The sequence below is a fragment of the Brevibacterium linens ATCC 9172 genome, assembly GCF_900169165.1.
Classification (GTDB): Bacteria; Actinomycetota; Actinomycetes; order Actinomycetales; family Brevibacteriaceae; genus Brevibacterium; species Brevibacterium linens.
Genome location: NZ_FXYY01000036.1, coordinates 1 through 25979 on the forward strand (window position 1 = coordinate 1; position 25979 = coordinate 25979).

At 65.6% G+C, this 25979-nt stretch carries 28 protein-coding genes and 2 pseudogenes; 14 read left to right on the forward strand and 16 right to left on the reverse strand.

Annotated features, from left to right (window positions below; all coding sequences use genetic code 11):
- Positions 1-109: pseudogene (locus BLIN9172_RS18680) on the forward strand (IS5/IS1182 family transposase); the annotation flags it as partial.
- A gap of 12 nt (positions 110-121) precedes the next feature.
- On the opposite strand, the gene BLIN9172_RS16575 reads toward BLIN9172_RS18680, so the two are convergent.
- From BLIN9172_RS16575 to BLIN9172_RS16605, 7 genes are all read right to left on the reverse strand, one after another.
- The gene (locus BLIN9172_RS16575; RefSeq protein WP_101556030.1) at positions 122-922 is read right to left on the reverse strand and encodes an SDR family NAD(P)-dependent oxidoreductase; all 801 of its coding nucleotides are present in this window, start codon (positions 920-922) and stop codon (positions 122-124) included.
- A 42-nt stretch (positions 923-964) separates the two neighbouring features.
- Positions 965-2338 carry an NAD-dependent succinate-semialdehyde dehydrogenase gene (locus tag BLIN9172_RS16580; protein ID WP_101556031.1) on the reverse strand — a complete coding sequence of 458 codons (1374 nt, stop codon included), beginning with the start codon at positions 2336-2338 and terminating at the stop codon, positions 965-967.
- A 120-nt stretch (positions 2339-2458) separates the two neighbouring features.
- Positions 2459-2857 (reverse strand): general stress protein, encoded by a 399-nt coding sequence (locus BLIN9172_RS16585; RefSeq protein WP_170286958.1) that lies wholly within the window; start codon positions 2855-2857, stop codon positions 2459-2461.
- A 230-nt stretch (positions 2858-3087) separates the two neighbouring features.
- Complete coding sequence (locus BLIN9172_RS16590; RefSeq protein ID WP_101556033.1) at positions 3088-3480, reverse strand: hypothetical protein; 393 nt, start codon at positions 3478-3480, stop codon at positions 3088-3090.
- Between the two features lie 77 nt (positions 3481-3557).
- Complete coding sequence (locus BLIN9172_RS16595) at positions 3558-4541, reverse strand: M56 family metallopeptidase (RefSeq protein WP_101556034.1); 984 nt, start codon at positions 4539-4541, stop codon at positions 3558-3560.
- Positions 4538-4927: a BlaI/MecI/CopY family transcriptional regulator gene (locus tag BLIN9172_RS16600; RefSeq protein ID WP_101556035.1), complete on the reverse strand. Its 390-nt coding sequence runs from the start codon at positions 4925-4927 to the stop codon at positions 4538-4540. Before BLIN9172_RS16600 ends, BLIN9172_RS16595 begins: the two co-directional genes overlap by 4 nt.
- Positions 4924-5451, reverse strand: coding sequence for a hypothetical protein (locus tag BLIN9172_RS16605; protein WP_101556052.1), 528 nt, complete (start codon positions 5449-5451; stop codon positions 4924-4926). Before BLIN9172_RS16605 ends, BLIN9172_RS16600 begins: the two co-directional genes overlap by 4 nt.
- Positions 5452-5575: 124 nt before the next feature.
- Between BLIN9172_RS16605 and BLIN9172_RS16610 the strand changes: the two genes are divergently transcribed.
- The 5 genes from BLIN9172_RS16610 to BLIN9172_RS16630 all read left to right on the forward strand — a co-directional run bounded on the left by BLIN9172_RS16610 (position 5576) and on the right by BLIN9172_RS16630 (position 10428).
- Complete coding sequence (locus BLIN9172_RS16610; protein ID WP_170286957.1) at positions 5576-6295, forward strand: DsbA family protein; 720 nt, start codon at positions 5576-5578, stop codon at positions 6293-6295.
- A 3-nt stretch (positions 6296-6298) separates the two neighbouring features.
- Positions 6299-7510: a hypothetical protein gene (locus tag BLIN9172_RS16615; RefSeq protein WP_101556037.1), complete on the forward strand. Its 1212-nt coding sequence runs from the start codon at positions 6299-6301 to the stop codon at positions 7508-7510.
- A gap of 99 nt (positions 7511-7609) precedes the next feature.
- A complete protein-coding gene (locus BLIN9172_RS16620; RefSeq protein WP_101556038.1) occupies positions 7610-8356 on the forward strand; it encodes a DsbA family protein in 747 nt (248 codons plus the stop codon).
- On the forward strand, positions 8356-9246 hold the full coding sequence (locus tag BLIN9172_RS16625) for a cytochrome c biogenesis CcdA family protein (RefSeq protein ID WP_101556039.1): 891 nt from the start codon (positions 8356-8358) through the stop codon (positions 9244-9246). The genes BLIN9172_RS16620 and BLIN9172_RS16625 overlap by 1 nt, the downstream gene beginning before the upstream one ends.
- A gap of 3 nt (positions 9247-9249) precedes the next feature.
- Positions 9250-10428 (forward strand): hypothetical protein, encoded by a 1179-nt coding sequence (locus tag BLIN9172_RS16630; protein WP_101556040.1) that lies wholly within the window; start codon positions 9250-9252, stop codon positions 10426-10428.
- Between the two features lie 75 nt (positions 10429-10503).
- Here the strand turns inward: BLIN9172_RS16630 and BLIN9172_RS16635 are convergent, their stop codons facing one another.
- The gene (locus BLIN9172_RS16635; protein ID WP_101556041.1) at positions 10504-12189 is read right to left on the reverse strand and encodes a bifunctional NAD(P)/FAD-dependent oxidoreductase/class I SAM-dependent methyltransferase; all 1686 of its coding nucleotides are present in this window, start codon (positions 12187-12189) and stop codon (positions 10504-10506) included.
- 141 nt (positions 12190-12330) lie between these two features.
- Between BLIN9172_RS16635 and BLIN9172_RS16640 the strand changes: the two genes are divergently transcribed.
- Positions 12331-12891, forward strand: coding sequence for a helix-turn-helix domain-containing protein (locus BLIN9172_RS16640; protein WP_101556042.1), 561 nt, complete (start codon positions 12331-12333; stop codon positions 12889-12891).
- A 155-nt stretch (positions 12892-13046) separates the two neighbouring features.
- Here BLIN9172_RS16640 and BLIN9172_RS16645 read toward each other — a convergent pair whose 3' ends face one another.
- The 6 genes and pseudogenes from BLIN9172_RS16645 to BLIN9172_RS18915 form a co-directional block, all read right to left on the reverse strand.
- Positions 13047-13799, reverse strand: a complete 753-nt coding sequence (locus BLIN9172_RS16645) for a class I SAM-dependent methyltransferase (RefSeq protein ID WP_101556043.1) — start codon at positions 13797-13799, stop codon at positions 13047-13049.
- Positions 13800-14028: 229 nt separating this feature from the next.
- The gene (locus tag BLIN9172_RS16650) at positions 14029-15339 is read right to left on the reverse strand and encodes an MFS transporter (RefSeq protein ID WP_240812213.1); all 1311 of its coding nucleotides are present in this window, start codon (positions 15337-15339) and stop codon (positions 14029-14031) included.
- 137 nt (positions 15340-15476) lie between these two features.
- Positions 15477-15710: a hypothetical protein gene (locus BLIN9172_RS16655; RefSeq protein ID WP_101556044.1), complete on the reverse strand. Its 234-nt coding sequence runs from the start codon at positions 15708-15710 to the stop codon at positions 15477-15479.
- A gap of 512 nt (positions 15711-16222) precedes the next feature.
- A complete protein-coding gene (locus BLIN9172_RS16660; RefSeq protein ID WP_205751079.1) occupies positions 16223-16903 on the reverse strand; it encodes an SDR family NAD(P)-dependent oxidoreductase in 681 nt (226 codons plus the stop codon).
- A 39-nt stretch (positions 16904-16942) separates the two neighbouring features.
- Positions 16943-17401: an aminotransferase class V-fold PLP-dependent enzyme gene (locus BLIN9172_RS18685; protein ID WP_240812212.1), complete on the reverse strand. Its 459-nt coding sequence runs from the start codon at positions 17399-17401 to the stop codon at positions 16943-16945.
- Positions 17402-17471: 70 nt separating this feature from the next.
- A pseudogene (locus BLIN9172_RS18915) lies at positions 17472-17915 on the reverse strand (aminotransferase class V-fold PLP-dependent enzyme); the annotation flags it as partial.
- Between the two features lie 425 nt (positions 17916-18340).
- On the opposite strand from BLIN9172_RS18915, the gene BLIN9172_RS17980 reads away from it, so the two are divergent.
- The gene (locus tag BLIN9172_RS17980) at positions 18341-19006 is read left to right on the forward strand and encodes a PIN domain-containing protein (protein WP_164742836.1); all 666 of its coding nucleotides are present in this window, start codon (positions 18341-18343) and stop codon (positions 19004-19006) included.
- Between the two features lie 99 nt (positions 19007-19105).
- Here the strand turns inward: BLIN9172_RS17980 and fdhD are convergent, their stop codons facing one another.
- A complete protein-coding gene (gene fdhD, locus BLIN9172_RS16675; RefSeq protein WP_101556046.1) occupies positions 19106-19987 on the reverse strand; it encodes a formate dehydrogenase accessory sulfurtransferase FdhD in 882 nt (293 codons plus the stop codon).
- Between the two features lie 15 nt (positions 19988-20002).
- Complete coding sequence (locus BLIN9172_RS16680) at positions 20003-20536, reverse strand: MogA/MoaB family molybdenum cofactor biosynthesis protein (RefSeq protein WP_101556047.1); 534 nt, start codon at positions 20534-20536, stop codon at positions 20003-20005.
- 234 nt (positions 20537-20770) lie between these two features.
- On the opposite strand from BLIN9172_RS16680, the gene BLIN9172_RS16685 reads away from it, so the two are divergent.
- The 6 genes from BLIN9172_RS16685 to BLIN9172_RS16710 all read left to right on the forward strand — a co-directional run bounded on the left by BLIN9172_RS16685 (position 20771) and on the right by BLIN9172_RS16710 (position 25830).
- Positions 20771-21250: a DoxX family protein gene (locus tag BLIN9172_RS16685; protein WP_101556048.1), complete on the forward strand. Its 480-nt coding sequence runs from the start codon at positions 20771-20773 to the stop codon at positions 21248-21250.
- A 230-nt stretch (positions 21251-21480) separates the two neighbouring features.
- Positions 21481-21927, forward strand: a complete 447-nt coding sequence (locus tag BLIN9172_RS16690; RefSeq protein ID WP_101556049.1) for a MarR family winged helix-turn-helix transcriptional regulator — start codon at positions 21481-21483, stop codon at positions 21925-21927.
- A gap of 62 nt (positions 21928-21989) precedes the next feature.
- Positions 21990-23225, forward strand: a complete 1236-nt coding sequence (locus tag BLIN9172_RS16695) for an LLM class flavin-dependent oxidoreductase (protein ID WP_240812210.1) — start codon at positions 21990-21992, stop codon at positions 23223-23225.
- The gene (locus BLIN9172_RS16700; RefSeq protein ID WP_101556050.1) at positions 23222-23788 is read left to right on the forward strand and encodes an NADPH-dependent FMN reductase; all 567 of its coding nucleotides are present in this window, start codon (positions 23222-23224) and stop codon (positions 23786-23788) included. The genes BLIN9172_RS16695 and BLIN9172_RS16700 overlap by 4 nt, the downstream gene beginning before the upstream one ends.
- A gap of 252 nt (positions 23789-24040) precedes the next feature.
- On the forward strand, positions 24041-25237 hold the full coding sequence (locus BLIN9172_RS16705; protein WP_101556051.1) for a calcium:cation antiporter: 1197 nt from the start codon (positions 24041-24043) through the stop codon (positions 25235-25237).
- A gap of 125 nt (positions 25238-25362) precedes the next feature.
- On the forward strand, positions 25363-25830 hold the full coding sequence (locus BLIN9172_RS16710) for a PaaI family thioesterase (RefSeq protein ID WP_082018769.1): 468 nt from the start codon (positions 25363-25365) through the stop codon (positions 25828-25830).
- Positions 25831-25979: the final 149 nt, after the last annotated feature.

Consider the following 25979-nt stretch of genomic DNA (forward strand, 5'->3'; position numbering starts at 1 on the left):
TGCCTACGTCAAGCAATGGCGGGGGTTAGCGACGAGATACGACAAGCTCGCCATCACCTATCGAGCGGCCGTCGTGATCAGCGCGATCCTGACATGGCTCCGCCAATAAAGGAGACATGCCCTAGATCGTGGCCACCGATCCAGCGTCCACGCGGTAGTTCGAACCGTTGACGAAGCTCGCAGCGTCCGAGCAGAGGAATGCGATGACCTTGGCCACTTCCTCCGGTCGGCCGCGACGTCCGAGTTCCATGAACGGGCGTTCTTCTCGCAGGAAGGAGGCTATGGCCTCATCGAAGCTCGTTCCCTTCTGCTGGGCTCGCTCATTCATCATCTCGTCGGTCATCTGGGTCGCGATGAACGCCGGAGAGACCGTGTTGACCAGCAGTCCTTCGGAGGCGTAGGTGCGCGAGAGTCCCTTGGCCAAGGAGAGCATGCCGGCCTTGGCCGCACAGTACGGCAGCTCGTCGTCATAGGGCTGCACCGCGTCTTCAGAGGACACGAACACGATACGGCCCCAGCCGCCTCGGCGAAGTCCCGGAAGGAACGCCCGAGTGACACGGACCGGTCCCATGAGGTCGACGTCGATGGTTCGGTCCCAGCCCTCCTGGCTGATCTCATGGAACAGCCCGCCGGCCCCGTGGATGCCGGCGACATTGACGAGGATGTCGAGGTCGCCGACGTCGGCGGCGACGGACGCGGCGAGCTCGTCGACTGAATCGTCATCGGCGATATCGGCGTCGTGGGCGTAGATCCGCTCCTTGAATTCGGCGAGTTCGTCGACTGCGGCTTTGAGTTCGTCGGGCTCGGGCCCGGTCATCACGACGACGGCCCCCTCAGCGAGGAGCTGACGGGCCGTCTCCAGCCCGATGCCCGAACTCGCCCCCGTCACCAGTGCCTTGCGGTCGCGGATGTTGAGATCCATCTGTCTCCTTCCGGTATCTCGGACGACTGTCGGTCTGCTGTGTCAGGGCGTACGGATGAGCTTCTTGTTGACGAACTCGCGAACACCCTCTGCACCGAGCTCCCGACCGACGCCGGAGCGCTTCGTGCCCCCGAAGGGCAGGTCGGGTTCGGTCCAGGTGGCCTGGTTGATCCACACCATTCCGGTGTCGATGCGGTCAGCGACGCGTTGGGCCTTCTCGATGTCGTCGCTGACAACCGTGCCGCCGAGTCCGAACGACGAGTCATTCGCGAGCGCGACGGCTTCATCCTCGTCTGCGACCGAGTAGACGACCGCGACGGGGCCGAACAGCTCCTCCGAGTAGGCGCGCATCTGTTCGGTCACCCCGGTCAGCACCGTGGGTTCGACGAAGGCACCCGGCCTGTCGACACGATGCCCGCCGGTGTGGACCTTCGCACCGTGATTGATCGCGTCCTCGACCTGCTCCATGAGGTCTCGGGCGGCCTGTTCGGAGGACAGCGGTGCCATCGTGGTGACGGAGTCTGCAGGGTCCCCGGCGACGAACTGCGACATCTTCGCCGTCATCAGATCCACGAACTCGTCATAGAGATCGTCGACCACGATGAGGCGCTTGGAGGCGATGCAGCTCTGGCCGGAGTTCGTCATCCGCCCTTTCACGGCGGCGGTGACGGTCGCGTCCAGATCCGCGGAATCGAGGACGATGAACGGGTCGCTTCCGCCGAGTTCGAGGATCGACTTCTTGAGATTGTTCCCCGCACCGCCTGCCACGGCTGCTCCGGCACCTTCGGAGCCGGTGAGCGATGCGCCTCGCACCCGTTCGTCGGCGATGATCGTCTGGATCTGGTCGTTGTCGGCGAAGACGTTGCGATAGCAGTCGGACGGCAGCTGCGCATCGTTCATGACCTGTTCGAAGGCCAGAGCCGACTGCGGACAGTTCGATGCGTGTTTGAGGATGATGGTGTTGCCCGCCACGAGGTTCGGTGCGGCGAGTCGGGCGACCTGATAGTAGGGGAAGTTCCACGGCATCACGCCGAGGATCGGGCCGATGGGCTCGCACTTCATCACGGCGCTGCCTCCGCTGGACGGCGCGAGCACCTCGTCGGAGAGCAGCAGGGGTCCCTCTTCGGAGTAGTAGCGCAGAATCCTCGCTGCCAGTTCGACCTCTGCTTCGGCCTCGGCGCGCAGTTTGCCCATTTCGAGTGTGAGGAGCTCAGCGAGGTCCCACCTGCGCTCGTCCATGAGATCCGCCGCTCGGGCGAGCGGTGCAGAACGTTCCCGGACATCGGTCGTCCGCCATGTCTGGAAGGCCGCGTCGGAGGCGTCGATGACGGCGGAGATCTCCTCGTCGCTGGCTGTGGGAAATTCCTTGAGGACCTCTCCGGTCGCCGGGTTCGTGGTGTTGAATTTCGCGGTCACGGCTTCTCCTTTCCTCGAGGTTCGTCACGGTGCTCTGCGGAGCAGCAATCGTCTCCGCTCCGCGACCTCTGCCGAACCGAGACTCCAGCGTCCCAAACGTCGACGTCCGCGACCAGCCCCTTACGGTGCCCGACGATTGCCTCTACAATGCGCACGGAGATCGGGGTCGTCGATCACAAGCAGAATCGCTCCGTTGTCGAGATCACTTTCGAACTTCTCTATTTCATCGGAGTCGAAGCCGTACCGCTGAAAGCGGTTCCTGAGTTCGTCGCCTCGTTCGTTGTATCGCTCGGCCACGAGTTCTCCGAGACCCTTCAGGAGTCCGCCGCCGGTTCCGACCACTTCGTCGACGCCTTCTGAATCGTGGGCGAAGACGTGCAGGGCCGTCTTCGGTATGCCCTCCGACTCGAGCTTCTTCAGCTGATTGAGCACACCGATGTCGTCGTGAAAGGTCTTCACGGTCGGCTTCTGTCTCGGCACGTCTGACTGCTGCGAGTTGAGATCGTCATTGCTTCCCATGCCGCTCAACATAGCATTGCAGAGTCGTGTCAGCACCGCGGATTCTGTCGGGCCGGGAAGCGACTCAGGCAGGCACGCCGCCCAGCATGGTGGCGATCAACCCCAGTACCGCCAAGGCCGCGATGACGATCACGATCACACGTTTGCGCATGTTCCGGATTCTACTGCGACCTGCCCACCGGATGTCCAAGGCGCCCGACTACGGGCCACCGTCACCACAGAGTCGCCCATCACCACGGGTTGGCCTCCTGCCAGCGACTGAACCAATAGCGGTCGCCCTGGTAGTGCGACTTCTCCGGCTTGCACCCTTTGAGATCCGAATGCTCCCCCAACCACTCCCGCACGAGCGGCATGACCTCGTCCAGACGTTCGACCCAGTCATCGAGCGGCAGCAGCAGGACCGCCTCGTCGACAGACGTCAGCCGGCACGAATAGTTCGGCAGACCCTCGGTGATCTGAGAATGCGTGTAGCTGATCTGATCGCAGCCGGTGGTGAGGTAGAAGCGGATGAACTCGCCGCAGACATAGGAGCACAGAGTTTTGAAGTTTCGATAGCGGATCATCCACGCCGGAGGCTGGTACTCCGACTCACCGTCCGACCCGACACCCTCATTTTCGTACATGCGTTCTATTGTAGGCCGGGCGGCCGACACGGGGAAGATCACCCGCAGCCAGACTGATCCGCCCGAAGCCGCAGCCCTCAGGGCAGGGTGCAGCCGGCGAGCAGTACGCCGATGTACGTGGCGATGACCGAAGAGAAGAGGACGCAGAAAGCGGTCAGTGCGCTGCTCAGAGCCGCCGTCGGAAGCAGCCCCGGCGACATCTTCACGGGAGCGACGAGCTGTCGGACCCGGTCAGGCCCGGCGATATTCAGCGCATGAGAACCGCCGAGGTGACCGCCCTCCCTCACCTGCGGGCCGATCTTGAGCAGGGCACTGGCGAGCGCGGGAGTGCCTGCGACCTTTCGCGCACGATCATCGGCCGCGATCTCGAGGTAGAGCGGGACGGAAGCTGCAACCTCAGCGAAGAGCGGGATGAACCGCAGCGGCCGCACGAAGGTCTCCACCAGAGCCATGATCCCGTGATGACCCTGGTCGACATGAGCCCTCTCGTGTTCGAGCACTGCCGTCAGCTCGCCGGGTTCCAGCGCCGAACACAGATGCTCAGACAGCACCACTCCCCCGTACCTGCGCGGCAGGGAGAAGGCCAGATGCCGGTGGCCGCTGATCATCCTGACGGTCCGTCCTGCCAGCTCGACGTCGATGGCCTCCCGGCCGAGGATTCGAGCCGTCGCAGCGTTCTCGCGGTGCCGCCGTCTGGCCAGAAACCCACCGCGGATGAGGAATCCGAGGGTGACGAGCAGAGGCAGGAGGAGGAAGAGAACGACGGGGATGAGCGTGTCGATCTGAGCACCGCCGAACGGGTTCGCCGCAATGAGGCAGCGCTGGCACACATCACCGATGGGCATCGGCAGCACATCGGGGCCTTTGAGCAGCCAAGCCGCCATGAGGCTGAGAGCGGACACCACAGCCCAGGACAACATCGGCAGGGAGAGGAGCGCGAACACCGCCAAGCGCGGGACGCGCATGAGGACCGGCGCGGCTGAACGAACGAGGGCGGGCCCGGCCCAAGCAAGGACGAAGGCGAGCGCAGCGACGCATGCTCCGCCGATCAGCAGGCTCATTCGGCGACATCCTTCGCGTCGAGGTAGTCGCGCAGCAGTCGGATGTCGGCGGCATCTATACCCTCGACGAAGTGGAGGATCGACGCCGCGCGATCCCCGCCGTCGATCAGGGCCGCCTGCATCGTCCGCGCCGTGTGCTGCTCGCGGCTGACGACCGGAGCGTGGAGGACCGAGCGGCCGCGACGCTCGCGACTGACGAGCCCCTTGCGCTCGAGGTTCGTCAGCACTGTGGCGATGGTCGTGTACGCGGGCTCGGCCTCCGAGAGTTCGATGATCTGCCGAACCGTGAGCGGCTCATGGTCCCACAGCAGTCCCATCACCTGCTTCTCGAGGGCGCCGAGGCGAATCGGCGAGGAGCCCCCGCCCCGATCGTCATCGTTAGTCATGAGCGGACGCTCCTTTCGGGCGAGGGAAGCGGGCACGAGTACTGGCCTTTGAGGCGGATGATCACAGCCACCAGCAGGAGGGCGACCGAAGCCGCGGCCAGGATCGGCTGGAGGGGCGCGAAGTAGGTCAAGGCGCCAGTGTAGCCCAGGGCGAGCAGCGCGATCTTGTTGCACACCGGGCATCCGACGGCGAACCATCCGAGCACTCCGCCCACGCCGCCGAGAACACCCGTCCGTCTCTCGGAGGCGGCATCAACACTGCCCGAACGTCCCTCGGAAGCGGTTCCCGGGCTGCGAACATAGGTGGCGATGAGCATTCCGAGCAGCACCGCAGTGAGGATCCACACCGGGTAGTCCCACCACACAGGCGGGATATCGCGGGCGAAGAGGGAGTTGGGAATGAGCACTGTCGCGAGGCCGATGACCACAGCGGACCCCGCGGCCGCGGCAACCGCCGAAGCGATGCGCCTGCGGTCCCAGAGCAGGAGGCCCCGGCAGGCGTCCTTGACAGCATTGACGAGCATGAGGCCTCTCTTCCGATGCGGCAACCGATACGAGTCTACTATGCACATTAGTATACTATGCTTCATAGTAAACATCGGCATCGACCCGGTCACACTCCACCGACTTCACCCTCAGGAGGCTTCTGTGCTTCGCACCGAACGCGGCCCCATGTTCTGGCTCGTCCCTCTGACCGTCATCATCCTCGCCACCGTGGTCATCGGCATCGTCATCGCCAACCAAGGCGGCTCAGATGCCGATGCCCAAGAAGAGAGCTCGAGTTCGCAGAACGGCTCCGCCGAAGAAGACGTCGACCTGTCCTTCGTCGAGCACAGGGATCCTGACGAGGCGAATGCGGTCGGTGACGTCGACGCTCCGGTCACTCTCGTCATGTACTCCGACTACCAGTGCCCCTACTGCGCCACATGGAACGAGGACACCCTGCCGGCCATGATGGACTACGTCGACTCCGGGGATCTGCGCATCGAGATGCGCGATCTCGCCGTCTTCGGCGAGGAGTCCGAGCGGGCCGCGCGCGCCGTCTTCGCCGCAGGCAAGCAGGATGAGTACTGGGACTATCACAACGCCTTGTTCGAAGGCGGCAAGCACCGCCCGAAGTCCCAGCTCGACGACGACTCACTCGTCAGCCTCGGCGAGGACCTCGGCCTCGATCCGATGCAGTTCAAACAGGATATGAATTCGACCGAGGCCCACGAGCAGTTCGACACCGTCGCCTCCGAAGGGCAGTCGATCGGCGTTTCGAGCACACCGGCCTTCATCATCGGCGGCAAACCGCTGCTCGGCGCACAGCCGACCCAGCAGTTCACCGACGCAGTCGATGAGGCGCTCGCCCGAGCCGAGAGCTGAGACATGAAACGCCGCGCGGCAGCCGCCATGATCCTGCCCGCCTGCCTGCTCGCCCTGGGCTCGCTGACCGCCTGCTCGAGCATCGACGCGGACAGCGAATCGGCCGCCCCCCGGCCGGTGCACTCGCCGGCCGAGACACTCCGGCCGGCAGAGACGAACGGCTCGGGGACCACGAGTGCCGCGGAGAGCGGGGCCGGGGCCATCGACCCCGGCTGGGACGTGGCCGCGCAGGAAGCCGACGACGTCTTCCTGTCGCTGCACGAGGCCGAGTCCGATCTCGAATTCCGCGCCGTCGATTCGGACGGCACGATCCTGTGGTCGGCCCAGCGTCCGCGTGTGTGCTCCGGGTTCCTCGTCACCGACTCCGCAGACGGGCCGGTGGCCGTACTCATGGACCAGCAGTCCGGATCGAGCGGCTCGCTCAAGACGACGGCATCGGGCTTCGATCTCCACACCGGCGAGAATCTCTGGGGGCCCGTCGAGGTGCCCGGACCACTGCTCGGCAGCGGGCTCGTCTTCGCCGGCCCGCCGGAAGACTTCATCGGCGCCGGCGGCCCTCGCACCGCCCTCGATCCCGCCAGCGGAGCAGAACTGGCCGTCGAGGACGACGACTCACCGCGGATCCTCGCGCTCCTCGACGGTCATCTCGTCCTCGCAGACGGCAAGGAGCTCATCGGCAAGGATGTCGAGGGTCGTCGACTGTGGACTCGTCCCGTCGCGGACCTCGGGCTCACGGCCGCCGAGGCTCGCGAGACACCCTGGGAGACCGTCGGCGGCTCCCACGCACTCCTCGGCAGCGGCGGCGGGCAGCGCACTCTGATCGACCTGCGTTCGGGAGACACCATCGCCTCCGGCATCGACGGCGCCGGCTTCGATTCGCACAGCCGCACTCTGGTGACCAGTGACTCGAAGTTGCACGGTTTCGGCCTCGACGGGACGAAGCGTTGGGATGCACCGTTGGACGGAGGTGCCGGGCTCTCCGCCGTCGGGGCCGGCCTCGTCGTCACCGAAGCAGGCGCCGGAGGTGACGCGGCCGACGCGGGCACGCAGACGAGGTCGGCCGACGACGGGCGCATCCTCGATACCACCGAGGAGCTGCCCGAGCACGAAGACTTCGGCGCACCGCACCACATCGCCGACTCCGGCGCCCGACTCGTCGGCGATCCCGGAAGTCCCCTGCTCATCCCGCCCGTGGACCGATCAGCGAAGAATTGAACGGCCGTCGATGCCGGCGGTTGACGATCCGCAGCTTTCGGCGCGCGAGACCGATGAACTATAGTTTACTAAGCATCTTAGTAAACTAGGAGTGAGAGCATGGCCAAACATGCGGCACCGCGCCCGCAGTACCGCTGGTGGATCCCCGCCACGGTGGGCGCCATCGCCGTGGCACTCGTGCTCATGATCCTCGTCATCGACCGCAGCGGCGAGGAAGAGTCGACGCCCGCGGCCGGTGGTGCCGGCCCTGAATCCGAGGTCATCGTCACCGAGGTCGCCGACCCCGAGCAGTCCGACCTCGGCGACGTCGACTCCGGAGAAGAATCGGATCCGATGTCCGACGGTCCCGTCGACGCGCCCGTCAAGCTCGTAGTCTTCTCCGACTACCAGTGCCCCTACTGCGCCGCCTGGTCGCAGGACACGTTGCCGAAGATGCTCGACTACGTCGACTCCGGGGATCTGCGCATCGAATGGCGCGAGGTCAATGTGTTCGGCTCCGCGTCCGAACAGGCGGCGAAGGCCGCCTATGCCGCGGCCCTGCAGGACAAGCACTGGGAATTCCACAATGCCCTGTTCGCCGGCGGCGAGCCCCGCTCCCCCGACGAGCTCACGCCCGAAGCCCTGACCGCGGTGGCCGAGCAGATCGGACTCGACACCGAACAATTCACCGCGGACATGAACTCCGAAGAAACCGCCGCGGCGGTCGCGGACAATGCCGCCATGGGCACCGACCTCGGTGCGTTCTCCACCCCGACGTTCATCCTCGATGGGCAGCCGTACGTCGGGGCCCAGCCCACGGACGTCTTCGTCTATGCCGTCGAGGCGGCGAAGAAAGGACAGAACTGATGGACATCAGCCTGATCAGCGCCTTCATCGGCGGAATCCTCGCTCTGCTCAGCCCCTGTGCCGCGCTCCTGTTGCCGGCCTTCTTCGGCTCCACCGTCGGGGCGGGTTCGCGCCTGATCCTCCACGGCCTCATCTTCTATGTGGGCATGCTGCTCGTGCTCATCCCCTTGGGCATGGGCGCCGGCACGCTCGGGGCTCTGTTCACCTCCCACCGCGGCGCGATCGTCCTCGTCGCCTCGGCGATCCTCATCGTCCTCGGCATCGTCCAGTTCTTCGGCTTCGGCTTCGACCCGGCCAAGATGCTGCCGGGAGCCGATGCCGCCCGGCAGCGCTCCGCGCAGGCGACCGGGTGGACGAAGACCTTCCTCCTCGGCGCCACGAGCGGGATCGCCGGGGTCTGCGCCGGGCCCATCCTCGGCGCGGTGCTCACCCTGGCCGCGACGAAGGGCAGCTTCGTCCTCGGCGGCATCATGCTCGCCGTCTACGGGGCCGGGATGGTCGTGCCGCTGTTCATCATCGCGGCACTGTGGACCCGCGTGGGCACCCGGACCCGTTCGGTCCTGCGCGGAGGTTCGGTCTCTTTCCTCGGTCGCAGGCTGCCGATCATGTCGATGGTCACAGGTGTCCTGATGATCGCCGTCGGCATCGTGTTCTGGATGACCAACGGCCTCGTCTCGGCACCGTCGCTGGTGCCCACGACCGCTTTGGCCCATGCGCAGGAATGGGTGAGCTCGTGGTCGTCGACGACGACCGACATCATCGTCGTCTGCGTGCTGGCGGTGCTCGCGATCGTCCTGTGGTTCCGCCATGAGCGACGCCGCGCCCGGCGAATCGCTGCCGCGGCGGAGGACTCGGCGAAGCCGTCGCAGGCACCGAGGGCGAAGCACTGAACCATGCGCACCCGCAGACTCCTCTCCGCCCTCGCCGGACCGCTCATCGGCGTCTTCGCCCTCGCGGGCTGCTCCCAGGCCCCCGAGGACTTCGACCGGACGCCGGAGCAGGTCACGACCGAACTCGACGCTGTCGACGCCTCCGATCTGCAGCTGCCGCTGATCATCGAACCTCTCGAGCTCGTCGAGCCCGGGTGGGATCTGCCGCCCAAGCACCTCGGTGAGGTCTTCCTCTCTGCGAGCACCGGCGACGAGACTCTCGACTTCTCCGCCGTCGACGTCCACGGGTCCACACTGTGGCAGGCGAAACGGCCGAGCGGATGCACCGGATTCACCGTCAGCGTCGATGCCGACGGCACTCCGCTGGCCGTGCTCACCGATTCCGACTCGTCGACCGACTGCGACGAGGACGTCACCGCGAGCGCCTACGACCTCGAAACCGGCGAGCAGGAGTGGGGACCCGTCGACGTGCCCGGTCCCATGCGCGGACCGGGCACGGTCTTCGCCCCTGTCGACGCAGACCTCACCGAGGCGGTGGCCCTCGATCCGGCCACCGGGGATGAGGTGCCGGAACCGAGCACAGAGCCGAACCACGGGGACACGGATTCGGCGCGCCGCCTCGGCGAGTATCGAGGAATGTTCCTCGACGTTACCGACGGGAAGCTGATCGCCGTCGAGGACGGTTCCAGTGTGTGGGAGCATTCACTGGCCGACAACGACTGGACCGTCGATGAACTCGCGCCCGCCGCGGGCGCGAGCACCGGCGACGGGGTCGTCCACCTCGACACCGGCGACGGCGCGGGACCGGCGTTCGACCGTGAGACCGGGGACCTGCTCGATGACGATGCCCGCGGGGCCGCCCAGGATGCGAACACCGGGGCCATCGTCACGCTCGGCAAGCAGGGGCTGACGGTCATCGACGACACGGGTAAGAACGAACTGCCGGTCTCGGTGCCGCAGTCGGTCGAACTCGAGGCGGCGGTCGGAGGACTGATCTATCTGCGCGAGGAGGGCACACTGCGGGTCCACAACGCCATGACCGGCAGTCTTGCCCGCGGCTACCCGGCCGACGGCTCGGGTGTGGTCGCGGTGCCGGGGGCGTTCACCCCCGACGGCCTGGGCACGGTTAAGGCAGGCGATCGAACCCTGCTGGCCACCGACCGCGTTGTGGAGGAGGATTGATTACTCGTCGAGGAGTCCGCGGCTGATCGGTTCGCCTCGGCGACGCCGAACCAGCGGACTCGGCCGCGGACGCGCTCAGCGGCTCTCTCGCCGCCGCAGAACCAGCAGTCCGTCCTTGACCGTCGCAGTCTCCTGCCCATCCGGCCCCACGGCCTCACGAGGGCAGATCTCTTGGCGTTCGACTTCCCAGTCGACTCCGTCGAGCGCCAAGGCGGCGAGTTCCTCGGCAGGCTTGAGCAGCAGAGAGAACACCTTTTCAAGCGCGGGATCATTCGGGTCACTCACCCCGTGATACCGCAGCGACCAAGCCGGGATGTCCTCGGGGCCCTCGAAGACATGGGAGACGATGACCAGGCGACCGCCCGGACGCACCCGACCGGCAGCACGTCGGAGTATCTCGGTCCGCGGCAGCTCGACCTCGGAGTGGAAGAACGAGGCAGTGACGAGGTCGTACTCCGCTTCGGTCGCCCAGTCCGACAGATCCGCCGTGATCCACCCGATCGCATCCGATACGCCGGCCTCCCGCGCGAGTTCGGCTCCCCGCTCAATGGCTGACTCGGAGATGTCGACGGCGGTCACCCGCCACCCGCGATCGGCCAGCCAGACGGCGTCGGCCCCTTCGCCGCACCCGAGGTCGAGTGCCTCGCCCACCGACTCGCCCGGCAGCCTTGAGACCACCGCGGCCATGGTCGAGTTGACCCGCCCCGACCAACGGGCGGCACTTCCGGAATACTGGCTCTCCCAGTGCTGTCGGGCCGATTCCTCCTCGGCGACTGCGGTCCCATCGGGCCCCTCAGCGGCTGTGGCCTCCTCGCTTTCGTCTGCGCCGACTGCCCGATCGAATTCCTCGGTCACCAGCGCCATGTTGACCATGCCTGCCGTCATCGATCCGGCACCGATCGAGATGGGAACGTTCGCGGGAGGGTTGACGATGTTGCCGATCGCCCAGATGCGCGGATGACTCGTCCGTCCTGCAGGATCGACGGAGATGAAGCTGCCCATCGGGGTCTCATCGCGTGCGAGTTCCATCCCTTCGAGGTAGTCGTCATGGGGACGGGAGGACGGGGCGGTGAAGACGGCGTCGAGCTCGTGTGTGCTGCCGTCGTCGAGCCGGACTCCGGTGAGTCGATCGCCCACGGCCAGGACTTCGACCACGGGCGAGTCGACGAGCTTGACACCACGCGATCGCAGGCGGGCGGCGACCTCCGGCTCAAGCGGACCGCAGCCGGCGGTGAGGAAGACCAGGTCGTCGCTCCACTGTCGGATCAGCTCGGCCTGGTGCGGGGACATCGGCGAGGTTCCGAGCACGGCGAGGCGCTGTCCGCGAACCCCCCAGCCGTGGCAGTACGGGCAGTGCAGGACATCCCGCCCCCACCGCTCGGGCAGCCCCGGCACAGGCGGGAGTTCGTCACTGAGGCCGCTGGCAGCGATGAGGGACCGCGTCTCCAACGTTTCGCCGCCCGAGATCGTCACTCCGAGGCTTCGCTCGCGGTCCTCGACGTCGATGACCGTGCCCTCGCGGATCGTCACATCATAGGCCCCCAGCTCCTCCCGGCCGCGCCGCAGCAGCTCGGTCGGTTCGGCACCATCGCCTCCGAGCATCCCGTGCATATGGTCGGCGAACCGATTGCGAGGCCGGCCCGAATCGATCACGAGCACACGCCTGCGAGCCCTGCCCAATGTCAGTGCCGCCGAGAGACCGGCGACACCGCCTCCGGCGATGACGACATCCCATTCCTGATCTCTGACTCTCTCATTCATGCCTCCAGTCCAGTCGCTCACTTGCGGATGCGCAAACTTTCATGCACAATCAGCAAAAATTGACGCCGAAACCGGCCCGGCTCCGTCTCAGGCGGCTCAGGACGGAGACCACAGCCCGACCGGGCAGGTAGGGAGGACGAAATGAACGAGGAGCTCAAGCACATCGGCCCGCGACTGCGCGAGCTGCGGTCAAGCCGCGGATGGACCCTCGAGGCGCTGGCGTCCCGCGCCGGAATGTCCCCGAGCACCCTTTCAAGGCTGGAGTCGGGCAAGCGTCAAGCCAGCCTCGAACTCCTCGTCCCCCTGACGCGTCAGCTCGGCGTCAGCATCGACGGGCTCGTGACCCCGTCCGCCCCGGACCCCCGAGTGCGGCGGAATTCCGTGCGCCGGAACGGGATGATCATCACCCCTCTCGCCCCCGAAGGGTCCCTTGTCGCCACCTATAAGATCACCTACCCTCCGGTCGCCGAACCGCCGGAACCCAGAGTCCACGACGGCTTCGAATGGCTCTACATACTCTCGGGGAAGCTGCGGCTGCTCCTCGGCGATCAGGACCTCGTCCTTTCGCGCGGCGAAGCCGCGGAGTTCGACACCCGCCTGCCCCACAGCATCTCTGCGGCAGGCACTCGCCCGGCCCAGGCGCTGAGCATCTTCAACAGCGAAGGCATGCGCATGCACACGTATACTGCGGACGAATCGTGACGCTCAGCCGCCATGCGGTGCACGGCGATCACTACGACGAACACTGAGCACAAGTGATGCCGTTCGTCCGCCGCTGATCCACAGCGACTCCGCACATCCCGGACGCCGTCGGCAGCGCCCTCCACGCGGAAGCCTCAGACGCGGATGCGGATCCCTCAGACGCGGATCGTGATGAGGTGGTAGTCGACCGGAATGCGCCAGATCTCACCGTCCCACGCTCCGCCGGACTCGGCCACGTCGATGAGAGCCCTTCGCGCCTCCGACCATCGTGAGCCGATAGCGCGGGCACCGACGACGATCGGGGCACTGTGCCGCTGCGTGAGGTCGACGAAGCCCTCGGGGGACGGCACTGCCATCGTGAACGTCCGCTCCTCGACTTCGGCATCGGCACCGACCACTCCCCGGATGGTCTCCGGTTCCTCATGCCACGGCGTTCCCGCCTCGGGGAAGTACGGGGCGAGGGCCTTGCGGATCCTGTCAAAGAAACCGCCGCCCGCCCAGCTGGTGAGTGCGACCACACCTCCGGGGCGAGTCAATCGTCGCGCTTCTGCCAAGGCGACCTGAGGATCATCGGCGAAGACGAGTCCGACCGTCGAACTGACGATGTCCGCCGAGGCGGTCGGAAGCGGCGTGGAACTCATATCGGACCGCACGAAGGTGAGGTCGTGACCGGCGGCGAGCGCCCGTCGCCTGGCCTCGTCGAGCAGAGACGCGGTGATGTCGACGCCGGTCACGGATCGAGCACCCCTGTCTGCCATGGCGATCGCCGTCACACCGGTTCCGGTGGCAAGGTCGATGACGTCGGCCCCGGCAGGCTCGAGCGCATCCGCGAGATCCTCGCCGGGCTGCGACCACAGATCCCCGACGACCGAATAGTCGCCGACCGCCCAGAATTCCGCTGCATCCATGACATCCCCTCATCGGCCGCTTCACTGACAACGCCGCGCACCCGCCGGCCGGCCTGGCCGAGAAGCAGCCCACCTCGGCCCGATGCCGTCGAGTCACACCAGCAATACGAACAATGATTCTCATTATCTACAGATCGGCTGCCGCTGGCGCTCTCGCGCTCCGAGTTCGGAACGTCGTCGATCCGCACGTGGGACGAGCCGTGCGCCCAGGGCTACGCTCTCTGCGCACTCACGCGGATGAGCACGCAGGCGAGCACGACGCACAGCAGGTAGGTGATGCCGACGGTGATCCAGCCGAGGACGAAGCCGCCGGGTGAGCCGACGATGATTCCCATGAGCAGCGGGCCCAAGGCGAAGCCGAAGAACATTCCGGCCGTGACCATGCCGCTGGCCGAGACCATCGACGATGCCGGGATCGCCCGCATGAGCGCGGCCATGAGCACCACCGAGACGCCGAGCGCGGAGATGCCGTGGAAGGCCACGGCCACCCAGACGAGCAGAGCCCACCCGGCCGCGTCGGCGGTGAGGAACAGCACCGCTCCGCCCAGTGCGATGAAGGCCAGGACCAGCAGCAGGCGGGGCCCGAAGCGCCCTTGGCCATGCGCCTTGCCCAGGTGACTCGGGCGATGACGCCGATGACGCCGGCCAGTGCGGCCGTGGCGCCGCCGAGGACGAGGGAGAAGCCCATCTCGCGGACGGCGAAGAGCGGTATGTACACGTTCGTCGCCTGCACACCGATGCCGTTGATGAGCCCGAACAGCGCCAGGGCCCACACCATGCCGGGGTGCCTGGCCGGACGGTCAGGTCCCGGCTCGGGGTCACGGTGGGCCGCCTCGGCGGGGGTGTCGGTCGTGTCGGTTGGGATGGTGCCAGGGGTGGGGTCGGCCGCCTCGGCGGGGGTGTCGGTTTCGGGTTCAAGGGTGGTGTCGGTCGAGGTTTTCGGAGCTGTCAGCAGCGGGGTGGTGCGCAGGGAATACCAGGTCAGCGCGAGCAGGATGAGCGGGATGATCGCAACGGTGAGCGCGGCGCCGCGCCAGCCGATGCCGAGCGCGAGGACGGGGAAGGCAAGGCTGGCGACGAGCTGGCTGACCTGAACCCCGGACTGTTTGATGCCGACCCAGCCGATGCGTTTGGTGTCGGGGACGCGTTCGAGGAGGATCCGGTTGGTCACTCCGTTGGGAAAGGATTGGGCGATGCCGGACAGGGCGGCGGCCACCAGCAGCAGCCAGAATCCGTCGGGCACGGCCACGAGCAGAAGGGCGAGTGCGGCGAGGACGAAGATGAACGCCATGAGCGAGAGGTCGGAATGCCGGTCGGCGAGGCGGCCCAGGGTGGCGTTGCCGATCGCGGCGGCGCCGAAGCAGGTGGTGGCGAGCAGACCGAAGTGGGCTTCGGAGATGCCGAGCTCGGCGATGATCGAATCGCTCGTGGCGCTGAGGCCGTAGAGCATGATGGGCCCGGCGGCGACGGCGCCGAGGAGGACGGCGAGCAGACCGATGCCCGGGGTCTTCTGGTCCGGGTTCCGGCCGTGGTCGGCCATTGCTCATCTCCTGTCGCCGGCATGCGTCAACTCAGCATGCTAGCCGGAGGCGGACGGCGGGTGGTGGGGTGTCTCAGGTGCGGCGATGCAACCGCGGTGGCACGGCACTACGGGGGCAGAACGGGCGCGGGTCCGACTCAGCCTTTCGACCGGCGCACCAAGGACCGGTAGGCCAAGGCGATGTCGATGGCGAGGATGCCGGCGCCTCCGACGAGGACGGCGAGCGCCACCGCCACCGGGTGCGGTTCGTTCCAGGCCAGCAGTCCACTCAGCACGGAGGCGAAGATGATGATGAGCGCCCCGTTCCGGAGGCGCCTGACCAGGTTGGCCTTCTCATCCGAGTTCTCAACGGCCTGCAGCGTGTAGGTCATCGTCACTCCATCTTGTCGTCGGCATCGCCGCGTGCTGCGGTCGGCATGCGCCTGTATCTGTCGGTCGCGCCCGTTCCGTCGGCACGGAAAAGGCACCGAGAGTGAGAGTAGCCTCGAGTTCGCGCTCCGATCGCCACATGAAGAAATTGTTGAATGTTGCAGATATTTCACAATGGCCGCCCTGCGTCGGTCGGCGGGGCCGGATGGCTGCCCGCCGCCGGAGAGACGCCGGACGATCGTTATGGCCGTGTTATCGAATTGCTGAGGGTTCGGGGCTCAGCGTCGGGAGACGTCGGGGTTCAGCGTCGGGACAGGTCGGGGTGCGGGACGACCTGCCGTGCTTCAACCTCGTCCATCAGAGCTGGGTGGTCCGCGAAGGTTCGGAGACCGACCGGCCGGGAGACGGCTGAGCGACCGCTTCAGCCGGCGAAGCTTCCGCGATCGTCGGACAGTCCGGATTTCAGCCCTTGCGCCGCGTCGTCAGCCAGGATCTCATTCACCCCTCTTTCGAACTAGTCAAGAACGGTGGCAGCGAGTTCTTCGGGGCGATTCTTGGGAACGTCGATCCCTGCCATCATGTCGGTGTCGGTGCTTCCGAGCAGTACGGAGGTGACCTGAATGCCCGTCCCCGCCAGCTCCTCCCGCAGTCCGTTCGACATCGCCCAGTTCGCCGCCTTGGACGCGCCATAGGAGTTCGAGTGCTCGTAACCCAGCCAGGCCATGACGGAGGAGACGTTGAGAAAAGCCCCTCCGCCGCGGTTTCGCATGGTCGGTGCGAAGGCTCTGATCATCCGCAGGGTACCGAAATAGTTGACCTCCATCTCCCGGCTGATGTCGCTCATCTCTCCGTCGATGAGGCGGGCGAAGGAGGAGAATCCTGCGTTGTTGATGACGATGTCTGCGTGGCCGACCGCGTGAGCCGCGTCGTCGACCTGCTGCTGGTCGGTGACATCGAGGCGAATGACCTCAGCCCCGGGCAGGTCGACCAGCTCTGGACGGCGCGCGGCCGCATACACTTCTCCGGCACCTCGCTCGAGCAGTTGAGTGGCGAACTGCTTCCCCAGCCCGCGGTTCGCGCCGGTGACGATGGCGACCCTGCAGCGCGAACACAAGAAGCTACTGGCACAGGCACGGGAGCTCGAGGCAACTGCGGGCAGGCTCGTAAGCATCCTCGAATCGCTCTGAGTTCTCATCAGCCGATCGTGACCGCTCGGGCCTCGGACGGCACCCCGTCAGGCAGGCGCGTAATCTGTCACAGCGTTGAGCGCCACATCGACATCGGCCTCGTCGTTGAAGAGGTGGAACCCGAAGCGCATGTTCCCTCCGGCCTGCGAGTACCTCACTCCGGCTTCGTCGAGTCGGTCGGGTGCACCGGGCCAGAACCGGTTAGCGATGTCGAGGTCGATCGAGACGATCGCGGAGTTCGCCTCCTCTAGGCCGAGCCCGGTTCTGAAACGCTTGGCCAAGGCGAAATCGTGAGTGTGGATCCGGTCGACGCCGACGTCGAGCAGCAGCTCGAGCGCGGGCGCCGTGCCGACCCACGAGTGCCGGGCCGGTGAGATGTCGAAGGCGCGGGCACCGTCGGCCAGATGCATCGGCATCCCGTAGCTGGCCGCTCCCCCGGGCTGCGAACCAGCCTGCCGCCAGAGGCTTGAGTCGGTCGAAGAACTCAGCGCGGTGCGTTTGGTCATCGTGTGCGGCTGCCAACTGCGACGGCATCGTGAGGAACGCCGTCCCGCGAGGGGCGCACAGCCATTTGTAGGCGGCGACGGCGAGGAAGTCGACGTCGGCGGCGCTGATCGGCAGCCATCCGGCCGCTTGGGTCCCGTCGAGGACGGTGAGCGCCCCGACCTCTCGGGCGGCACGGGTGACCGCCGGAAGATCGGCGACCTCGCCGGTCGCGGACTGCGCAGCGGAGAAGGACACGAGCGTCGTGGACGCGTCGACCGCCTCGGCGAGGGTGTCAAGCGGCGCGGTGCGCACCCGCACGCCGCGGTCGGCGTGGACGGCGAATGGGTAGACGCCGGAGGTGAATTCGATGTCGGGGATGAGGACCCCCGCGCCGTCGGGAAGTGCCGTGGCGATCGGGGCGAGCAGCTGGGACACGGCCGCCCCGGTGGCCACCTGATCTGCGGGAACACCGACGAGGCGGCCGAAGAGTTCGCGGCTGGAGTCGACCGATTCCGCCCACCGCGGCCACGGCACGCTGCCGACCCGCTATTGGTCGAGGGATCGCTGCATCGCCTCCCACCCGCGCCGAGGCGGCGGACCGTATGAGCAGGAGTCGAGGAAGGCCGTCTGCACGTCCCATTCGGTGCGCGCCTGCGCGATGGTCAAGGGGTGGGCGGAAGGGGCCGCAGTTTCGAAGTCGGCCCGGGCGGAATCGGCATTGATGTCCCTGCCAGCGAATCTAGCACTGGAACGACGGGGGCGCCTCGGCGAGTAGACCGAGAGATCGATATCCCCCACGCCTCTCGACGATGCGCACTTGGTGGATCGTTATGAACGGCCGCCGTCGTTGGCAATTTCTCCCACCGCTTTACACTTTGAAACCTTCGTGCAATACTCATCGACATAGCTCCTCGCCGTCCTCCGGGACTGGCGAGGCTTTTTTACATCCAGGAGCCGCAATGTCGCAGCTGCGAACCGCCATCGTCATCGACTACCAAAATCTGCACTTGACCGCGCATGGCCTATTCGACAGGTACCGACCTCCTCACGAATCGCTCATTCATCCAGGCCAGTACGCCAAGAACCTCATACAGCGGCGAAACTCCATCATCAGGGACCGGTCAGAAGCTGTTCTCACAGAAGTCGACGTCTATCGAGGTCTTCCCAACGCCAAACACGACCCAGATTTCTATGGTCGAAACCTTGCCCATAAATCGCAGTGGGAGCGGGACCCATCGATTCACGTTACTCACCGCCCTCTTAAATACACCTACAAATATGCGGATGATGGCACCAGGGCCACCGATGGACAGGGAAATTTCCTCATTGCCAAGCGTGAGGAAAAGGGCGTAGACGTACTGTGTGCATTGGGTCTTGTGAGGCGCTCCCTTGAAGATGACATTGACCTCGTCATCCTCTGCACTCAAGATACGGATCTTTCTCACGCTATCGACGAAGTACTCCACTACGGACAGGCCAGAGTGGAGACGGCTTCATGGTTCGCTAAAGACGAATACAGGCGCAGCAAGGAGATTCGACCCAGCCTTAAGGGAATTCGGATCTGGAACACTCGCATGGGGCAGCGAGAATTCTTCGGAAGCATTGATCGCACACAATATTTCTAAGTCGGGCGACGAAGCCTTGCGTGCCGAGTCAACGCGACTGGCAAAGAGCTCCAACTGGGACGGGACAAGCCCTTCTTACAGGCAATCGCTTCGGCGAGGTCAGGCCACGCGCTCGGGGTACGAGTACGCGTTGAACTTGCCCTTGCGGTTGAAGCCGATGACGCTCACGCCGACGTCCTTGCCGTAGTCGACGGCCATCGCCGAGGGGGCGCTGACGGCGGACATCATCGGGATGCCGGCCATCGCGCACTTCTGGACGAGCTCGAACGATGCCCGCGCGGACACCTGCAGGATGGTCGACCGCAGCGGCAGGCCACGGTTGGCCATGGCCCAGCCGATGACCTTGTCGACGGCATTGTGCCGGCCGACGTCCTCACGACCGACGAGCAGTTCGGGTTCTGCGTTCGGATCGTCACCGACGGCGAAGAGCGCAGCGGCATGGACTCCGCCGGTCTTGTCGAAGATCTCCTGCGTCTGCCGCAGTCGATCGGGCAGCTCACCGATCCGAGCCGCGGAGAGCAGCTGCGGGAACTCGTACTCCCCCTGGTCCTCGACATGAAAGGAAGCGGGGATGAGAGGGAACGCGGAGGTCTTCGTCACGGCATCGGCGGCCGCGGTTCCACAGATTCCACACGAGGATGAGGTGTAGACGTTGCGGGCAGGCGCCGTCTCCGGATTCCAGATCCCAGGAGCCAGGCGCACCTGGGCCACGTTGTAGTTCCGGCTGCCGTCGGGGGCGAGTCCGGCGGAGAAGTTGACCTCTTCGATATCGTCCATCGAGGTCACGACCGCCTCGGAGAGCAGATAGCCGGCGATGAGTTCCACGTCGTGCCCGGCGGTGCGCATGGTCACGGTGTACGGCTCACCGCCCAGCTGGATCTCCAGCGGCTCCTCCCCTGCCAGGGAATCCGGGCCGGCGGAGATCTCACCGGTGGCGTCGAACTTATACACCCGGGCTCGCACGGCCTTGCGCATCTGCATGTTCTCGTTCCTCTCTCAGACTCGAGGACCGTGGTCGGTGGTGTCCTCGACGGAGGTCTGGATGTGTTCGAGGAGGTCGTCGATGACGGTGATTCCGTCCTTGACCCCACCCCTCGAACCGGGGAAGTTGATGACGAAGCTGCGTCCACGCACTCCCGCGACTCCGCGGCTCATCACCGCCGAGGATGTTGATTCGAGGCCCTTGCGCCACATCGCATAGATGAGGCCCGGGGACTGGCGTTCGAGGAGTTCGGCAGTGAACTCCGGAGTGCGATCATCAGGGGCGAGCCCGGTACCGCCGCTGGTGACGATGACGCGAGGGCGGTCGGCTTCAGGGGTGTCGACGAGGAGTTGCGTGAGTGCGTCGCCGACAGGTTCTCCGTCGCGGACGACGATGGCATCGGGAGTCTCATAACCGCGGCCGCGCAGCCAATCGACGAGGATCGGTCCCGTCGTGTCCGTGGCCTCTCCCCTGGCCGCCGAGGTGGAGGCGATGATGACCGCAGCCTTGCGTCCCGCTCCGAGGAGTTCGCCGTTCTCTCCGCTCACCTATTTGCCCTCTTCCCAGTTCAATTCCAATTGCGCCCGTGGGCAGCGCATCAGGTGCGTGCGCCTGCTCGCGGTCTCTGCGCTCACCCGCGAGGCACAGTCTTTGCCTCCATTGTCCCACTCCGGTCGGGGATGGCCAGAGCAATGACCACGCCCGGGCTGAGGGAATTCAGCGTCTTGCCATGTTCGGCACATACCGTGTGATTGCAATTTCAACCAATTTTGGAGATCACCGTGTACGCAACGACCGGACTGCCGACCTCTGCCCGCGACATCATCACCCTCATCGCCCGGATCGGCCTCGGCGCGATCTTCATCGCCCACGGGTGGCAGAAGTTCAACGAGTGGACTATCCCGGGAACCAGTGATTCGTTTGCACAGATGGGAGTGCCGATGGCCGATATCGCGGCCCCGGCTGCCACGTTCATCGAGCTCATCGGCGGAGCGCTGCTCATCCTCGGCGCGCTCACTCCCCTTGTCGGATTCCTGCTGGCGGCCGATGTCATCGGTGCCCTGATCATCGTCCACCTCACCCCGACCCCGTTCGTCGATCAGGGAGGCTGGGAACTCGTTGCGGCACTGGCCGCCGGCGCCCTGCTGATTGCCGCCGCAGGTCCTGGCCGTCTGAGCGTCGACCGCGTCCTCTTCGCCCGCAAAGCAGGCAAGGGACGCAAGCGCTCGAGCGCCTCTCGCGCCGTGACTGCCGATGCCTGAGCCGCTGGCTCGAAGCTTCCCACCTCGGTCAAATGGTGGTCACGTTCGGACACTTTCCTCCACCGGGAGGCCTCCGAACGTGACCACCATTTGCGTTCCAGGCTACGCAGGCGTGCGCGCCCCATCACGCACAGCGCAGGTAATGTGAAGGCAAGCCGGGATGGCCGCTTGCGGTGATCCACGCAGCCGACAAACACAGCTCGCAGCCAACGCAAGCAGAAGGAGTCACGATGGACGACCTCGACCTGAGCACGCTCATCTGGCTGCGCATGGCCCGCTTCGTCCAGAACAGCAACCAGCTCTCCAACGAACACCTGCGTCAGTTCGGACTCACCGTCGCACAGTTCGAGGCTCTTGCCCATATCCGCAACTTCGAACCGATCACGCAGTCCGCTCTCGCCGAGGGCCTGACCGTCAGCAGCGGCGGGATCTCCCGCATGCTCGCCCGACTCGAGGCCGAAGGGCTCATCTCCCGCGAACAGGACTGGAAGACCAAACACATCTCGCTGACGGACAAGGGCCGCGAACTCCTCGAGCGTGCTTTTCCCTCGCAGCTGGAACAGCAGTCATCTCTCTTCGACGAGTCATTGAGCGAGGACGAGAAGGTGCAGCTGCACGCACTGATGAAGAAGCTCTACGACACCAGCCGGAAGCGCGGCGGGAGCAACCGGGAATAATCTCATCACCTTCTCAGTTGACATGGCAAATGACATTTTCGTCGCCGTCACGAGGAGACACCTTGAGCGAGTCCGCGCAGCTGCACACCACCCCGTCGCAGCATTCCGGAACGGCTGGAGCCCAGCCGTCACAGCAGCCGAACTATATGCATGAATTCGGCCTCGACCGAGGTCAGGGACTGCAGTTCGGCATCTACAGCCTCGGCGATCATCTGCCTGATCCGCACGACGGATCACGCGTCGACGCAGGACAGCGCATCCACGAATTCATCGGCTATGCCCAAACCGCGGAGGCAGCCGGACTCGACTTCGTCAGCCTCGGCGAGAGCCATCAGGAGTTCTTCGCCTCGCAGGCCCATGCCGTCATCCTCGGCGCGATCGCCCAAGCCACGGACACCATCCGGATCGGCAGCTCCTCGACGATCCTGTCGACCTCGGACCCGGTCCGCGTGTTCGAGAACTTCGCGACGATCGACCTCATCTCCGGCGGCCGCGCCGAACTCGTCGCCGGTCGCGCCTCCCGGGTCGGCCTGTTCGAACTCCTCGGCTACGACCTGCGCGACTACGAAGAGCTGTATGAGGAGAAGCTCGATCTGCTGCTGACAATCAACCGCGAGAAGCGAGTGACCTGGTCCGGTCAGTTCCGGACACCGCTCAACGATGCCGAGGTCCTCCCCCGCCCCACCGGGCAGGCGCTGCGCATCTGGCGTGCCGTCGGCGGAGCGCCGGCGAGCGCGGTGAAGGCAGGACTGGCCGGGGTTCCCATGGTCATGGCGCACCTCGGCGGGACCACCTCGGTGTTCAAGGGCACCGTCGATGCCTACCGTCGCGCGGCCGCTCATGCCGGATTCGATCCGGCGACCCTGCCGATCGCCACGGCCGGATTCTTCCACGCGGCGGAGACTTCGCAGGAGGCGCTGCGGGGAATGTATCCGCACATCAACGAGGGGATGAAGCGCACGAACGGACAGGGCATGCCCAAGCAGCACTTCGCGCAGAGCGTCGACCCGGCGTCCATCGCGAACATCGGCAGCCCGCAGCAGATCATCGAGAAGATCCTCCACCAGCATGAGGTCTTCGGTCATCAGCGCTACCTCGCGCAGGTCGACTTCGGCGGGATGCCGTACGCGGAGGTGATGAAGCAGATCGAGATCATCGGCACCGAGATCCTGCCCGCCGTGAAGAAGTACACCGCCACCGCGCCTGCGGATTCTGTCTCCGAATCCGCCGGTCCCGCATCCGGCCCTGCCGGTTCCGCTGGCTCCGCTTTCGACTCCGCCGAGGAGGCCCTGTCATGAAGCTGGTTCTGCTGTCCGGGTCGAACGTCGGAACGAAGACCCGGACCGTGATCGATCACCTCGCCGAGGCGGTCGCCGCCTACGACCCCACCATCGACGTGAGCGTCATCGACCTCGCCGAGGTGGACATGATCTTCGCCGACGGGCGGAACTTCACCGAGTACACCGGTGACACCGGTCGGGTGGCCAAGGAGCTCATGGCCGCTGATGCGATGATCATCGGCACCCCGATCTTCCAGGCGTCGATCCCGGCGGCGCTGAAGAACGTCTTCGATCTGCTGCCGACGAGCGCCTTCCTCGACAAGGTCGTCGGCGTCATAGCCACGGCCGGTTCGTCGAAGCACTATCTCATTCCGGCCCAGCACCTGCTGCCGATCCTCAGCTATATGAAGGCACAGGTAGTCCAGCCGTATGTGTTCGTCGAGGGCAGCGACCTTCACCGGGGCGAGATCGTCAGCCACGACGTACTCCAGCGACTCGACCGCCTCGTCGAGGACACGATCGTGCTCACCCGCACGTTTGCCTCGATCCGGGAGGAGCGGGACGCCGCCTACGGGTTCTGATTTCGGGTTCTCAAGCGCCAGCCCTTCTTGAAGTGACCGCACCCGGCCAAAACGGCACTGGTTGAGTTGAATAGCACCGTTTCAAACATGGGCTATCCAACTCAAACTGTGCCGTTGCGGCCGGTGCCCCAGACCACCGGATTTGCCGGGCAAGACGCCCCTGGATAACCTGACAGCGGCAGGTACCAACCGGGACGACCCGGCTGAGTGAGACTCACGATGAGGACGGCCTCAGAGACAGGAAGACCTCTCATGACCGCCGCCCTCCGCACCATCATCACGCCGACCGCAATCCTGCGACTCCTCCTCGGCTGGGGCGTGTTCATCGCCCTGCAATTCACGAGCTCCCTGCTTGCGCAGCCGGTCCCCCTGCCGCTGCTCGTGACCGCACTCGTGGTCATCATCGCGGTCATCCTCATCTGCGCTTTCGGAGTCGTCACCGAGGCCGAACACTTAGCGAACCGCCTCGGCGATCCCTACGGCTCGCTCGTGCTGACGATCTCGATCTGCCTCATCGAGGTCATTCTCATCGCCGCGGTCCTGCTGGGTCCCGGCGACCACGCGACGATCGCCCGCGATTCGGTGATGGCGGTGTCGATGATCATTCTCAACGCTGTCATCGGCCTCTGCCTGCTCGTCGGCGGACTGCGCCACGGCGCACTCACCCACAACCGCACCGGTGTCTCGAACTACCTGGTCATGATCGTCGTGTTCGCCGCCCTCGCATTCGCCGTGCCCGCCCTGATCGGCACCCCCGATGGGGCCTACGAGATCCGGCAGGAGATCCCGATCATCGTGGTCACCGTCGGTGCCTACGTGCTCTTCCTCTACCGACAGATGGGCCCGCAGGCCCACGAATTCATCGAGGTGGCCCCCGTCGGGACTGCTTCGTCAGGTGCCTCATCGACTGCAGGAACGACGCAGTCCTCCCCCACCGAGGCAGCCGACCAGGCCGACGACGCACCTCAGGGAATCGTCGAGATCCTCTCGACCCACCGCGTGGAGATCGTCGTTCGGCTGTTTCTCCTCGTCGCCATGGTGCTGCCAATTGTGCTGCTCTCCCATGACATGGCCACGCTCCTCGATGACGGCCTGGGCCGCCTCGGCGCTCCTGTTGCTTTGTCAGGGGTGGTCATTGCGATGATCGTGTTCCTGCCGGAGACGCTCACGTCTCTGCGCGCGGCGTGGAACGGGGAGATCCAGCGCGTGAGCAACCTCTGCCATGGAGCACAGGTCTCCACGGTGGGGCTGACGATTCCGACGGTGCTGGTCATCGGCATGCTCACCGATCAGCCGATCGTGCTCGCCGAGTCACCGATCAACCTGGCGCTGCTGGCGATCACCCTGCTGGTCTCTGTCATCGGTTTTTCCGCCAAGAAGGTCACGGCTGTCCAGGGGGCCGCTCATCTCATCATCTTCGTCGTGTTCGGTCTCGCGCTCTTCGCGTAAGAGCGGACTGACCGAGCGGACGCGATCTGCGTCAAGGTTTGAGCTGCCCGGAGGGCGGACACCCGACTGCGGTTCGGGAAATGTAGTCTGGCGAGGACAACACATCACCGACCTCAGGAGATACGATGACCGACCGGGCCCCGTCCGCACAGCAGGAATCCACGCTGCAGAAGTCGGCACTGCCCGATGTCTCCCTGGAGGGCTCGAGCCGGTTTGTCGCGGCGACCGGACTTATCGTCGAAGAGGTCAGCACCACCTCGGTGCGCGGTCACGCCGACCTCGACGAGCACCACCACACTCCGTGGGGCGTCGTCCACGGCGGCGTCTACACCTCCATCGTCGAAAGCGCCGGCAGCATCGGAGCGAGCCATGCCGTGGCAGAGCGCGGTGAGTTCGCTGTCGGAGTCCACAACGCCACGGACTTCCTTCGCCCGACCTCGGCGGCCCGGGTCACGGTCACCGCCGAGGCGCTCCACCAGGTCCGCAGCCAGCAGCTGCGGGATGTCGTCATCGCCGATTCCGCGACAGAGAAGGTACTCGCCCGTGGTCAGCTGCGCCTGCAGAACGTGCCGCTGCCGACCGACGCGAAGTAGGTGCGCACTGGACCAAACAAAGCCCCGTTACCTTTTAATTAGCCCCACCATCCGTCAGGATTGAAGGGGTCGCTGGCCTGAGGACCCCGGCATGATTGATGCCCCCAGTCATCATGATCCGGGGGGTGTAGTCACCGGGGTTCGAAGGC

What these genes read in the sequence shown, in the direction of transcription:
- BLIN9172_RS16605 (WP_101556052.1), bottom strand. Translation starts at nt 5,451, where the DNA reads ATGCTCGTCAATGCTGTCAAGGACGCCTGCCGGGGCCTCCTGCTCTGG.
- BLIN9172_RS16645 (WP_101556043.1), bottom strand. Translation starts at nt 13,799, where the DNA reads ATGGATGCAGCGGAATTCTGGGCGGTCGGCGACTATTCGGTCGTCGGG.
- BLIN9172_RS16690 (WP_101556049.1), top strand. Translation starts at nt 21,481, where the DNA reads ATGGACGACCTCGACCTGAGCACGCTCATCTGGCTGCGCATGGCCCGC.
- BLIN9172_RS16655 (WP_101556044.1), bottom strand. Translation starts at nt 15,710, where the DNA reads ATGACCTACACGCTGCAGGCCGTTGAGAACTCGGATGAGAAGGCCAAC.
- BLIN9172_RS16630 (WP_101556040.1), top strand. Translation starts at nt 9,250, where the DNA reads ATGCGCACCCGCAGACTCCTCTCCGCCCTCGCCGGACCGCTCATCGGC.
- BLIN9172_RS16700 (WP_101556050.1), top strand. Translation starts at nt 23,222, where the DNA reads ATGAAGCTGGTTCTGCTGTCCGGGTCGAACGTCGGAACGAAGACCCGG.
- BLIN9172_RS16710 (WP_082018769.1), top strand. Translation starts at nt 25,363, where the DNA reads ATGACCGACCGGGCCCCGTCCGCACAGCAGGAATCCACGCTGCAGAAG.
- BLIN9172_RS16585 (WP_170286958.1), bottom strand. Translation starts at nt 2,857, where the DNA reads ATGGGAAGCAATGACGATCTCAACTCGCAGCAGTCAGACGTGCCGAGA.
- BLIN9172_RS16620 (WP_101556038.1), top strand. Translation starts at nt 7,610, where the DNA reads ATGGCCAAACATGCGGCACCGCGCCCGCAGTACCGCTGGTGGATCCCC.
- BLIN9172_RS16650 (WP_240812213.1), bottom strand. Translation starts at nt 15,339, where the DNA reads ATGGCCGACCACGGCCGGAACCCGGACCAGAAGACCCCGGGCATCGGT.
- BLIN9172_RS16625 (WP_101556039.1), top strand. Translation starts at nt 8,356, where the DNA reads ATGGACATCAGCCTGATCAGCGCCTTCATCGGCGGAATCCTCGCTCTG.
- BLIN9172_RS18685 (WP_240812212.1), bottom strand. Translation starts at nt 17,401, where the DNA reads ATGACCAAACGCACCGCGCTGAGTTCTTCGACCGACTCAAGCCTCTGG.
- BLIN9172_RS16640 (WP_101556042.1), top strand. Translation starts at nt 12,331, where the DNA reads ATGAACGAGGAGCTCAAGCACATCGGCCCGCGACTGCGCGAGCTGCGG.
- BLIN9172_RS16705 (WP_101556051.1), top strand. Translation starts at nt 24,041, where the DNA reads ATGACCGCCGCCCTCCGCACCATCATCACGCCGACCGCAATCCTGCGA.
- BLIN9172_RS16600 (WP_101556035.1), bottom strand. Translation starts at nt 4,927, where the DNA reads ATGACTAACGATGACGATCGGGGCGGGGGCTCCTCGCCGATTCGCCTC.
- fdhD (WP_101556046.1), bottom strand. Translation starts at nt 19,987, where the DNA reads ATGCAGATGCGCAAGGCCGTGCGAGCCCGGGTGTATAAGTTCGACGCC.
- BLIN9172_RS16595 (WP_101556034.1), bottom strand. Translation starts at nt 4,541, where the DNA reads ATGAGCCTGCTGATCGGCGGAGCATGCGTCGCTGCGCTCGCCTTCGTC.
- BLIN9172_RS16575 (WP_101556030.1), bottom strand. Translation starts at nt 922, where the DNA reads ATGGATCTCAACATCCGCGACCGCAAGGCACTGGTGACGGGGGCGAGT.
- BLIN9172_RS16660 (WP_205751079.1), bottom strand. Translation starts at nt 16,903, where the DNA reads ATGAGAACTCAGAGCGATTCGAGGATGCTTACGAGCCTGCCCGCAGTT.
- BLIN9172_RS16615 (WP_101556037.1), top strand. Translation starts at nt 6,299, where the DNA reads ATGAAACGCCGCGCGGCAGCCGCCATGATCCTGCCCGCCTGCCTGCTC.
- BLIN9172_RS16590 (WP_101556033.1), bottom strand. Translation starts at nt 3,480, where the DNA reads ATGTACGAAAATGAGGGTGTCGGGTCGGACGGTGAGTCGGAGTACCAG.
- BLIN9172_RS17980 (WP_164742836.1), top strand. Translation starts at nt 18,341, where the DNA reads ATGTCGCAGCTGCGAACCGCCATCGTCATCGACTACCAAAATCTGCAC.
- BLIN9172_RS16635 (WP_101556041.1), bottom strand. Translation starts at nt 12,189, where the DNA reads ATGAATGAGAGAGTCAGAGATCAGGAATGGGATGTCGTCATCGCCGGA.